Origin of the sequence: Pseudomonas taiwanensis, from assembly GCF_013393345.1 — a bacterium.
Classification (GTDB): domain Bacteria; phylum Pseudomonadota; class Gammaproteobacteria; order Pseudomonadales; family Pseudomonadaceae; genus Metapseudomonas; species Metapseudomonas resinovorans_C.
Map to the genome: position 1 here is coordinate 85160 of NZ_QJRF01000071.1, position 10103 is coordinate 95262.

The 10103-nt window shown below is 57.9% G+C and carries 21 protein-coding genes; all 21 read right to left on the minus strand.

Annotated features, from left to right (window positions below; genetic code table 11):
* Window position 1 precedes the first annotated feature (1 nt).
* A complete protein-coding gene (gene rpmD / locus DM872_RS24715) occupies window positions 2-178 on the minus strand; it encodes a 50S ribosomal protein L30 (protein WP_120653277.1) in 177 nt (58 codons plus the stop codon).
* 2 nt (window positions 179-180) lie between these two features.
* Window positions 181-681 (minus strand): 30S ribosomal protein S5, encoded by a 501-nt coding sequence (gene rpsE, locus DM872_RS24720; RefSeq protein WP_003448746.1) that lies wholly within the window; start codon window positions 679-681, stop codon window positions 181-183.
* Window positions 682-684: 3 nt separating this feature from the next.
* A complete protein-coding gene (gene rplR / locus DM872_RS24725; RefSeq protein WP_179061895.1) occupies window positions 685-1035 on the minus strand; it encodes a 50S ribosomal protein L18 in 351 nt (116 codons plus the stop codon).
* Between the two features lie 10 nt (window positions 1036-1045).
* Window positions 1046-1579: a 50S ribosomal protein L6 gene (gene rplF, locus DM872_RS24730; protein WP_077525967.1), complete on the minus strand. Its 534-nt coding sequence runs from the start codon at window positions 1577-1579 to the stop codon at window positions 1046-1048.
* A 12-nt stretch (window positions 1580-1591) separates the two neighbouring features.
* On the minus strand, window positions 1592-1984 hold the full coding sequence (rpsH, locus tag DM872_RS24735; RefSeq protein ID WP_016490543.1) for a 30S ribosomal protein S8: 393 nt from the start codon (window positions 1982-1984) through the stop codon (window positions 1592-1594).
* Window positions 1985-2175: 191 nt separating this feature from the next.
* The gene (gene rpsN / locus DM872_RS24740; RefSeq protein WP_077525966.1) at window positions 2176-2481 is read right to left on the minus strand and encodes a 30S ribosomal protein S14; all 306 of its coding nucleotides are present in this window, start codon (window positions 2479-2481) and stop codon (window positions 2176-2178) included.
* A 13-nt stretch (window positions 2482-2494) separates the two neighbouring features.
* Entirely contained in the window at window positions 2495-3034 is a 540-nt protein-coding gene (gene rplE / locus DM872_RS24745; protein ID WP_077525965.1) for a 50S ribosomal protein L5, read from the minus strand.
* Window positions 3035-3054: 20 nt separating this feature from the next.
* Complete coding sequence (rplX, locus tag DM872_RS24750; protein WP_077525964.1) at window positions 3055-3369, minus strand: 50S ribosomal protein L24; 315 nt, start codon at window positions 3367-3369, stop codon at window positions 3055-3057.
* 12 nt (window positions 3370-3381) lie between these two features.
* Window positions 3382-3750: a 50S ribosomal protein L14 gene (rplN, locus tag DM872_RS24755; RefSeq protein WP_003448734.1), complete on the minus strand. Its 369-nt coding sequence runs from the start codon at window positions 3748-3750 to the stop codon at window positions 3382-3384.
* A 22-nt stretch (window positions 3751-3772) separates the two neighbouring features.
* A complete protein-coding gene (gene rpsQ, locus DM872_RS24760) occupies window positions 3773-4039 on the minus strand; it encodes a 30S ribosomal protein S17 (protein ID WP_021219597.1) in 267 nt (88 codons plus the stop codon).
* 2 nt (window positions 4040-4041) lie between these two features.
* A complete protein-coding gene (gene rpmC, locus DM872_RS24765) occupies window positions 4042-4233 on the minus strand; it encodes a 50S ribosomal protein L29 (protein ID WP_016490538.1) in 192 nt (63 codons plus the stop codon).
* Complete coding sequence (gene rplP, locus DM872_RS24770) at window positions 4233-4646, minus strand: 50S ribosomal protein L16 (RefSeq protein WP_016490537.1); 414 nt, start codon at window positions 4644-4646, stop codon at window positions 4233-4235. The genes rpmC and rplP overlap by 1 nt, the downstream gene beginning before the upstream one ends.
* Before the next feature lie 12 nt (window positions 4647-4658).
* Entirely contained in the window at window positions 4659-5345 is a 687-nt protein-coding gene (rpsC, locus tag DM872_RS24775; protein ID WP_028629286.1) for a 30S ribosomal protein S3, read from the minus strand.
* Window positions 5346-5358: 13 nt separating this feature from the next.
* Window positions 5359-5691, minus strand: coding sequence for a 50S ribosomal protein L22 (gene rplV, locus DM872_RS24780; protein ID WP_007161246.1), 333 nt, complete (start codon window positions 5689-5691; stop codon window positions 5359-5361).
* A gap of 13 nt (window positions 5692-5704) precedes the next feature.
* The gene (gene rpsS, locus DM872_RS24785) at window positions 5705-5980 is read right to left on the minus strand and encodes a 30S ribosomal protein S19 (protein WP_027590504.1); all 276 of its coding nucleotides are present in this window, start codon (window positions 5978-5980) and stop codon (window positions 5705-5707) included.
* 14 nt (window positions 5981-5994) lie between these two features.
* Complete coding sequence (rplB, locus tag DM872_RS24790) at window positions 5995-6816, minus strand: 50S ribosomal protein L2 (RefSeq protein ID WP_179061896.1); 822 nt, start codon at window positions 6814-6816, stop codon at window positions 5995-5997.
* 11 nt (window positions 6817-6827) lie between these two features.
* Window positions 6828-7127 carry a 50S ribosomal protein L23 gene (gene rplW / locus DM872_RS24795; protein ID WP_077525961.1) on the minus strand — a complete coding sequence of 100 codons (300 nt, stop codon included), beginning with the start codon at window positions 7125-7127 and terminating at the stop codon, window positions 6828-6830.
* On the minus strand, window positions 7124-7726 hold the full coding sequence (gene rplD / locus DM872_RS24800; protein ID WP_077525960.1) for a 50S ribosomal protein L4: 603 nt from the start codon (window positions 7724-7726) through the stop codon (window positions 7124-7126). The genes rplW and rplD overlap by 4 nt, the downstream gene beginning before the upstream one ends.
* A 14-nt stretch (window positions 7727-7740) precedes the next feature.
* Complete coding sequence (gene rplC / locus DM872_RS24805; RefSeq protein WP_077525959.1) at window positions 7741-8376, minus strand: 50S ribosomal protein L3; 636 nt, start codon at window positions 8374-8376, stop codon at window positions 7741-7743.
* 84 nt (window positions 8377-8460) lie between these two features.
* Window positions 8461-8772: a 30S ribosomal protein S10 gene (rpsJ, locus tag DM872_RS24810; protein ID WP_003243886.1), complete on the minus strand. Its 312-nt coding sequence runs from the start codon at window positions 8770-8772 to the stop codon at window positions 8461-8463.
* A gap of 155 nt (window positions 8773-8927) precedes the next feature.
* On the minus strand, window positions 8928-10103 hold a 1176-nt coding region (tuf, locus tag DM872_RS24815), incomplete at its 5' end, for an elongation factor Tu (protein ID WP_179059905.1).

The window sequence follows — 10103 nt, forward strand, 5'->3', positions numbered from 1 at the left end:
ATTAACCCTCGACGCGCAGAAGGTAGTAAGCCTTGTTGATCATGCCGCGGTTCTCAGGAGTGTCCTGAACTTCTACGGAGTGACCAATGCGACGCAGGCCGAGACCTTTGACGCAAGCCTTGTGGTTAGCCAGACGGCCGTTAACGCTCTTGATCAGCGTTACTTTGACAGTTGCCATGATTAGAGAATCTCCTCGACGCTCTTACCACGCTTGGCCGCAACCGACTCAGGGGACTGCATGTTCTTCAGACCCTTGAAAGTGGCGTAAACCACGTTCACCGGATTGGTGGAGCCGTAGCACTTGGCCAGAACGTTCTGCACACCGGCCACTTCCAGAACGGCACGCATGGCGCCGCCGGCGATGATACCGGTACCTTCGGAAGCCGGCTGCATGAACACCTTGGAGGCGCCATGGGCGGACTTGATCGGGTACTGCAGGGTGGTGCCGTCCAGGTCAACCTGGATCATGTTGCGGCGGGCAGCTTCCATCGCTTTCTGGATGGCAGCAGGCACTTCGCGGGATTTGCCGCGGCCGAAACCAACACGACCTTTGCCGTCGCCAACTACAGTCAGCGCGGTGAAGGTGAAGATACGACCACCTTTTACGGTCTTGGCAACGCGATTAACCTGAACCAGCTTCTCGATGTAGCCTTCGTCGCGCTTTTGCTCGTTATTTGCCATAACTTAGAACTCCAGCCCGCCTTCACGAGCAGCATCAGCCAGCGCCTTGACGCGGCCGTGGTACTTGAAGCCAGAACGATCGAATGCCACCTGAGTGACGCCAGCGGCTTTCGCGCGCTCGGCAACCAGCTGACCAACCTTCTTGGCCGCGTCGACGTTGCCGGTGGCTCCGTCACGCAGTTCTTTGTCCAGGGTCGAGGCGCTGGCCAGGACCGTGGCGCCGTCGGCCGAAATGACCTGGGCGTAGATGTGCTGGGAGGAGCGGTACACGCAGAGGCGTACGGCTTCCAGCTCGCGCATTTTCAGGCGTGCCTTGCGAGCGCGACGCAGACGAGTTTCTTTCTTTACGCTCATTTGCTATGCCCTACTTCTTCTTAGCTTCTTTACGACGGACGACTTCGTCGGCGTAACGTACACCTTTGCCTTTGTAAGGCTCCGGCGGACGGAAGTCGCGAATCTCGGCGGCCACTTGACCGACCAGCTGCTTGTCGATGCCCTTGATCAGGATATCGGTCTGGCTGGGGGTTTCAGCGGTGATACCTTGCGGCAGTTCGTAATCCACCGGATGCGAGAAGCCGAGAGCCAGGGACAGAGTCTGGCCTTTGGCCTGAGCCTTGTAACCAACGCCCACCAGCTGGAGCTTGCGCTCGAAGCCCTGGCTAACGCCGATTACCATGTTGTTGACCAACGCACGGGTGGTGCCGGCCATGGCTTTGTTCTGCTGGTCGCCATTGCGAGCAGCAAAACGCAGCTCACCGGACTCCTGCAGCACTTCCACAGACGAGTGTACTTTCAGTTCCAGAGCGCCCTTGGCACCCTTCACCGAAAGCTGCTGGCCGGCGATCTTGACTTCAACGCCAGCGGGCAGCTTGACGGGGTTCTTAGCAACGCGAGACATGCTTCAACCCCCTTAGAACACAGTGCAAAGCACTTCGCCACCAACACCAGCAGCGCGAGCAGCACGATCAGTCATCACACCCTTGTTGGTGGAAACGATCGATACGCCCAGGCCGCCACGTACTTTTGGCAGCTGATCGACGGACTTGTACTGGCGCAGGCCAGGACGACTTACGCGCTTCAGCTCTTCGATGACCGGACGGCCTTCGAAGTACTTCAGCTCGATGGACAGCAGAGGCTTGATGTCGCTGCTGACTTGGTATCCCGTGATGTAACCCTCGTTCTTCAGAACGCTGGCTACTGCCACCTTCAGCTTGGAGGACGGCATGCTTACGACAGACTTTTCAGCCATCTGGGCATTACGGATACGAGTTAGCATGTCCGCTAACGGGTCCTGCATACTCATGGGCTAGATGCTCCTGATACAAAAAGAAATAGCCTTGCGGCTAGAATCACACGCGAGCACTGGACGGACTAATGCCAGGCCCGGGCGAGCCGGACATTCTAGAGATACTCCAGAAACGAATCAAGCCCCAAAAGGGGCTTGATTCTGATGACCTGGGTTGGACCGACCAAAGCCGGCCCAACCGACGATCATTACCAGCTGGCTTTCACCAGGCCGGGTACATCACCGCGCATGGCAGCTTCACGCAGCTTGTTACGGCCAAGGCCGAACTTGCGGTAAACGCCGTGCGGACGACCGGTGATGCGGCAGCGGTTACGCAGGCGCGAGGCGCTGGCGTCACGGGGCTGCTTCTGCAGAGCTACCTGCGCTTCCCAACGAGCTTCCGCGGTGGAGTTCGGGTTGGCGATGATAGCTTTCAGCTCAGCACGCTTCTTGGCGAACTTAGCAACCGTCTGCTGACGCTTCAGCTCGCGGTTCTTCATGCTCTGTTTGGCCATGTTCCTACTCCAATCAGTTGCGGAACGGGAATTTGAAGGCGCGCAGCAGGGCACGACCTTCTTCATCCGTACGGGCGGTGGTGGTCAGGGTGATGTCCAGACCGCGCAGCGCATCGATTTTGTCGTAATCGATTTCCGGGAAGATGATCTGCTCTTTGACACCCATGCTGTAGTTGCCGCGACCGTCGAAGGACTTGGCATTCAGGCCGCGGAAGTCACGCACGCGCGGCAGGGAGATGGAGAGCAGACGATCCAGGAACTCGTACATGCGATCGCGGCGCAGGGTGACCTTGACACCGATCGGCCAGCCTTCACGAACCTTGAAGCCTGCAATGGATTTGCGGGCGTAGGTCACGACGGCTTTCTGGCCGGTGATCTTTTCCAGGTCAGCAACAGCGCTTTCGATGACTTTCTTGTCGCCGATAGCTTCGCCCAGACCCATGTTCAGAGTGATCTTGGTGATGCGCGGAGTTTCCATCACGTTGCCGAGCTGAAGTTCTTCCTTCAGCTTCGGCGCGATTTCTTTCCGGTAAATCTCTTTTAGTCGTGCCATGGTTATCTACCTAGCAGTGCTCAAGCATCAACCGGCTTTTGGGTCGACTTGAAGACACGAATTTTCTTACCTTCTTCAACCTTGAAACCAACGCGATCAGCCTTGTTGGTCTCGGCATTGAAGATGGCTACGTTGGAGAGGTGCATGGGCGCCTCTCGCTCGACGATACCGCCCTGGACACCGGCCATGGGGTTCGGCTTGGTGTGGCGCTTGATCAGGTTTACACCGCTGACCAGCACACGGCTGTCAGCGAGAACCTTCAGCACCTTACCGCGCTTGCCCTTGTCCTTGCCGGCGATGACGATGATCTCGTCGTCACGACGAATCTTTTGCATGACGGCTTCTCCTTACAGCACTTCGGGGGCGAGCGAGACGATCTTCATGAACTTCTCGGAACGCAGTTCACGGGTCACGGGCCCGAAGATACGGGTGCCGATCGGCTCCTGCTTATTGTTCAGCAGGACGGCGGCGTTGCCGTCGAAGCGAATGATCGAGCCGTCAGGGCGACGAACGCCGTGCTTGGTACGAACCACGACAGCGGTCATTACCTGGCCTTTCTTCACCTTGCCGCGCGGGATCGCTTCTTTAACGGTCACTTTGATGATGTCGCCGATACCAGCGTAACGACGGTGCGAACCACCAAGGACCTTGATGCACATAACGCGACGAGCACCGCTGTTGTCAGCGACGTCGAGCATGGATTGAGTCTGAATCATATCTTTCTCCGACCCTTAGTCCTTAGACTTCCACGGCACGTTCGACGACTTCCACCAGGGCCCAGGACTTGGTCTTGGCCAGCGGACGGGTCTCACGAATGGTGACCTTGTCGCCGATACGGCACTGATTGGTTTCGTCGTGGGCGTGCAGCTTGGTCGAGCGCTTCACGTACTTACCGTAGATCGGGTGCTTAACGCGACGCTCGATCAGAACGGTGATGGTCTTGTCCATCTTGTCGCTGACGACGCGGCCGGTCAGCGTGCGGACGGTTTTCTGAGCTTCAGCCATGATTACTTACCTGCTTGCTGGTTGAGCACAGTTTTCACGCGAGCGATGTCGCGCTTCACTTGCGAGAGCAGGTGAGACTGCCCCAACTGGCCAGTTGCTTTCTGCATGCGCAGATTGAACTGGTCGCGCAGCAGGCCGAGCAGTTGCTCGTTCAGCTGCTGTACGGATTTTTCACGAAGTTCATTCGCTTTCATCACATCACCGTCCGCTTAACAAAGGAGGTGGCGAGCGGCAGCTTTGCAGCAGCCAGGGCGAATGCCTCACGCGCCAGCTCTTCGGAAACACCCTCGATCTCGTACAGGACCTTGCCCGGTTGAATCTGGGCTACCCAGTACTCGACGCCACCCTTACCTTTACCCATACGAACTTCGAGGGGCTTCTTGGTAACGGGCTTGTCCGGGAATACACGGATCCAGATCTTGCCGCCACGTTTCACGTGACGAGTGAGGGCACGACGTGCAGCCTCGATCTGGCGGGCAGTGAGACGACCACGGCCAGTTGCCTTCAGCGCGAACTCGCCGAAGCTGACCTTGCTACCGCGCTGAGCCAGACCACGGTTGTGGCCGGTCATCTGCTTGCGGAACTTCGTACGCTTTGGTTGCAGCATTTGGCGTACCCCTTACTTAGCAGCTTTTTTACGAGGAGCGGGCGCTACGGGTTTCAGCTCTTCCTGGCGGCCACCAATGACCTCACCCTTGAAGATCCAAACCTTCACACCGATCACACCGTAGGTGGTGTGCGCTTCGTAGGTTGCGTAGTCGATGTCGGCGCGCAGGGTGTGCAGGGGCACACGACCTTCGCGATACCATTCGGTACGGGCGATTTCAGCGCCACCGAGACGACCGCTTACCTGGATCTTGATGCCCTTGGCACCAATGCGCATGGCGTTCTGTACAGCGCGCTTCATGGCGCGACGGAACATCACACGACGCTCCAGCTGCTGAGCTACGCTCTGCGCAACCAGCATACCGTCGAGCTCCGGCTTGCGGATCTCTTCGATGTTGATGTGCACAGGCACACCCATTTGCTTGGTCAGGTCCTGACGCAGCTTCTCAACATCTTCACCTTTCTTGCCGATCACGATGCCGGGACGAGCGGTGTGGATGGTGATGCGTGCGGTTTGAGCCGGACGATGAATATCGATACGGCTTACGGACGCGCTTTTTAGTTTGTCTTGGAGGTACTCACGCACCTTCAGGTCGGCAAACAGATAGTCGGCATAAGTGCGCTTATCTGCGTACCAAACGGAGGTGTGCTCCTTGACGATTCCCAGGCGAATGCCAGTGGGATGTACTTTCTGACCCATCTGATCGACTCCGTTACTTGTCCGCAACCTTGACAGTGATATGGCAAGACCGCTTGACGATGCGATCAGCACGGCCTTTGGCACGCGGCATGATGCGCTTCAGCGAACGCCCTTCGTTGACGAAAACGGTGGAAACCTTCAGGTCATCCACGTCTGCGCCTTCGTTGTGCTCAGCGTTGGCCACGGCCGATTCGAGCACTTTCTTCATGATTTCAGCGGCTTTCTTGCTGCTGAAAGTCAACAGGTTGAGCGCTTCGCCCACCTTCTTCCCGCGGATCTGGTCGGCGACCAAGCGGGCTTTCTGGGCGGAGATTCGAGCGCCCGACAGCTTAGCGGCTACTTCCATCGTTCCTTACCCCTTAACGCTTGGCTTTCTTGTCCGCAGCATGACCGCGATAGGTGCGGGTGGCAGCGAACTCGCCCAGTTTGTGACCGACCATGTCTTCGTTCACGAGAACCGGGACATGTTGACGACCGTTGTGTACAGCGATGGTCAGACCGACCATTTGCGGCAGAACGATGGAACGGCGCGACCAGGTTTTAACCGGCTTGCGATCGTTCTTTTCCACCGCCACTTCGACCTTCTTCAGTAGGTGAAGATCGATAAAAGGACCTTTTTTCAGAGAACGCGGCACTGTCGTATCCTCAGTTATTTACGGCGACGGACGATCATGTTGTCGGTGCGCTTGTTCGCGCGGGTCTTCGCACCCTTGGTCGGGAAGCCCCACGGAGACACCGGATGACGGCCACCAGAGGTACGACCTTCACCACCACCATGCGGGTGGTCTACCGGGTTCATCGCCACGCCGCGAACGGTCGGGCGAACACCACGCCAGCGCTTGGCACCAGCTTTACCCAGCGAACGCAGGCTGTGCTCGGAGTTCGAGACTTCGCCCAGGGTCGCACGGCACTCAGCCAGGACTTTACGCATCTCGCCGGAGCGGAGACGCAGGGTTACGTAGGCGCCTTCACGGGCAACCAGCTGAACGGAGGCACCGGCGGAACGGGCGATTTGCGCACCCTTGCCAGGCTTGAGTTCGATGCCGTGAATGGTGCTACCAACCGGGATGTTGCGCAGCGGCAGGGTGTTACCGGCCTTGATCGGTGCGTTGACGCCCGAGATCAGCTGGTCGCCAGCGCTCACGCCTTTCGGCGCGATGATGTAGCGACGCTCGCCATCGGCGTACTTCAGCAGAGCGATGTGAGCAGTACGGTTCGGATCGTATTCGATGCGCTCAACGGTGGCAGGAATGCCATCCTTGTTGCGACGGAAGTCGACCAGACGATAGTGCTGCTTGTGACCACCGCCGATGTGGCGAGTGGTGATACGGCCGTTGTTGTTACGACCACCGGACTTCGATTTTTTCTCGACCAGCGGTGCGTAAGGAGCGCCTTTGTGCAGCTCCTGGTTGACCACCTTGACCACGAAACGGCGGCCAGCGGAGGTCGGTTTGCATTTAACGATTGCCATGATGCACCCCTTTACTCAGCGCTGCTGGCGAAATCGAGATCTTGGCCCGGCTGGAGAGCGATGTACGCTTTTTTCCAGTCGTTACGCTTGCCCAGACCGCGAACGGTACGCTTGGTCTTACCCTTGACTACGAGGGTGGTGACACGAGCGACTTTCACGCTGAACAGGCTTTCTACGGCCTTCTTGATTTCCAGCTTGGTTGCATCAGTGGCAACCTTGAAAACGAACTGGCCCTTGCTGTCAGCCAGCATGGTGGCCTTCTCGGAGACGTGCGGACCAACCAGCACCTTGAATACGCGTTCCTGGTTCATGCCAGCAGCTCCTCGAATTTCTTCACGGCGGACACGGTGATAAGCACCTTGTCGTAGGCGATCAGGCTGACCGGGTCGGAACCCTGAACATCACGAACGTCAACGTGCGGCAGGTTGCGAGCAGCCAGGTACAGGTTCTGATCAACGGCATCGGAAACGATCAGCACGTCGGTCAGACCCAGGCCATTCAGCTTGCCCAGCAGAGCTTTGGTTTTCGGAGCATCGACAGCAAAGTCTTCAACCACAACCAGGCGCTCTTGACGAACGAGCTCAGAGAGGATGGAGCGCATGGCAGCGCGGTACATCTTCTTGTTGAGCTTCTGGGAGTGATCCTGCGGCTTGGCAGCGAAGGTGGTACCACCGGAGCGCCAGATGGGGCTGCGAATGGTGCCAGCACGAGCACGACCAGTGCCCTTCTGACGCCACGGCTTTTTGCCACCGCCGGAAACTTCGGAACGGGTCTTCTGCGCGCGAGTGCCCTGACGGCCACCGGCCATGTAGGCGACAACAGCCTGGTGAACCAGGGTCTCGTTGAACTCACCACCAAAAGTACGCTCGCTGACTTCGATAGCCTGAGCGCCATTTACATTCAATTGCATCTCAGCTTCCCCTCTTAACCACGAGCCTTGGCTGCCGGACGCACAACGACATCACCACCGGTAGCGCCAGGAACGGCACCTTTGACCAGCAGCAGATTACGTTCTGCATCGACACGCACAACTTCCAGGGACTGTACGGTTACACGCTCAGCACCGAGGTGACCGGACATTTTCTTGCCCTTGAAGACACGACCAGGAGTCTGGCACTGGCCAATAGAACCCGGGGCGCGGTGGGAGACGGAGTTACCGTGGGTGTTGTCCTGGCCGCGGAAGTTCCAGCGCTTGATGGTACCGGCATAGCCTTTACCCTTGGACTGACCGGTAACATCTACCAGTTGACCAGCCTGGAACAGCTCAGCAGTCAGTTGATCGCCAGCCTGGTACTCGCCTTCTTCAAGACGGAATTCCCAGACACCGCGACCAGCAGCCACGCTTGCCTTGGCGAAGTGACCGGCTTGCGCCTTGGTCACGCGAGAGGCACGACGCTCACCGACAGTTACCTGCACGGCGCGATAGCCATCGCTTTCTTCGTTTTTGAATTGGGTCACGCGATTCGGCTCGATCTCAATGACCGTAACCGGAATGGAGACGCCTTCTTCGGTGAAAATGCGGGTCATGCCGCACTTACGACCGACTACACCAATAGTCATGTTGTAAACCTCATGAGTGTACGGGGCTTTCACCCGCTATGGCCGCCCATTTCAGAGCGTTACACGACTAAAACCCGAAGGTTATTAGCCGAGGCTGATCTGCACTTCCACGCCTGCCGCAAGGTCGAGCTTCATCAGCGCATCGACGGTTTTATCCGTCGGCTGGACGATGTCCAGAACACGCTTGTGGGTACGAATTTCGTACTGATCGCGCGCGTCTTTGTTGACGTGCGGGGAGATCAGAACGGTGTACCGCTCTTTGCGAGTAGGCAGAGGAATAGGACCACGCACCTGAGCACCAGTACGTTTCGCGGTTTCCACGATTTCCTGGGTGGATTGATCGATCAGGCGATGGTCAAAAGCCTTCAACCGAATACGGATTTGTTGGTTTTGCATTTTGACCTCAGACTCTATCTCTGCTTTCCCCAACGGACGGACTACGCCCGTTAAAAGGAGGCGTGATTGTACGGATGCGCCGAAGGGGTGTCAACTTTTGACCAGACAAAAGAAAAGGGCCCCGAAGGGCCCTCCTCTCTTAGCGAGACCTTCGATTACTCGATGATCTTGGCTACAACGCCGGCACCAACGGTACGGCCGCCTTCGCGGATCGCGAAGCGCAGGCCATCTTCCATGGCGATCGGAGCGATCAGGGTGACAACCATCTTGATGTTGTCGCCCGGCATTACCATCTCAACGCCTTCCGGCAGTTCGCAGTTACCGGTCACGTCAGTGGTACGGAAGTAGAACTGCGGACGGTAGCCTTTGAAGAACGGGGTGTGACGACCACCTTCTTCTTTGGACAGCACGTACACTTCGCACTCGAACTTGGTGTGCGGCTTGATGGTGCCCGGCTTGGCCAGAACCTGACCACGCTCTACGTCGTCACGCTTGGTGCCGCGCAGCAGGACGCCAACGTTCTCACCGGCACGACCTTCGTCGAGCAGCTTGCGGAACATTTCAACGCCGGTGCAGGTGGTCTTGGTGGTCGGACGAATGCCGACGATCTCGACTTCTTCCTGAACCTTGACGATGCCACGCTCAACACGGCCGGTTACCACGGTGCCACGACCGGAAATGGAGAACACGTCTTCGATCGGCAGCAGGAACGGCTGATCGATGGCGCGCACCGGCTCCGGAATGTAGGAGTCCAGGGTCTCAACCAGCTTACGAACGGCGGAAACGCCGATTTCGTTGTCGTCCTTGCCTTCCAGGGCCATCAGAGCGGAACCGATGATGATCGGAGTGTCGTCGCCCGGGAAGTCGTAGGTGTTCAGCAGGTCGCGAACTTCCATTTCGACCAGTTCCAGCAGCTCGGCGTCGTCAACCATGTCGGCCTTGTTCAGGAACACGACGATGTAAGGAACACCTACCTGACGGGACAGCAGGATGTGCTCGCGGGTCTGCGGCATGGGGCCGTCAGCAGCCGAGCAAACCAGGATCGCGCCGTCCATCTGCGCAGCACCGGTGATCATGTTCTTCACGTAGTCAGCGTGACCGGGGCAGTCAACGTGAGCGTAGTGACGAACAGCGGAATCGTACTCAACGTGGGAGGTGTTGATGGTGATACCGCGGGCTTTCTCTTCCGGCGCGTTGTCGATCTGGTCGAACGCACGAGCGGAGCCACCCCAAGTCTCGGAGCAGACCTTGGTCAGAGCAGCAGTCAGAGTGGTCTTGCCATGGTCAACGTGACCGATGGTGCCAACGTTGACGTGCGGTTTGTTACGTTC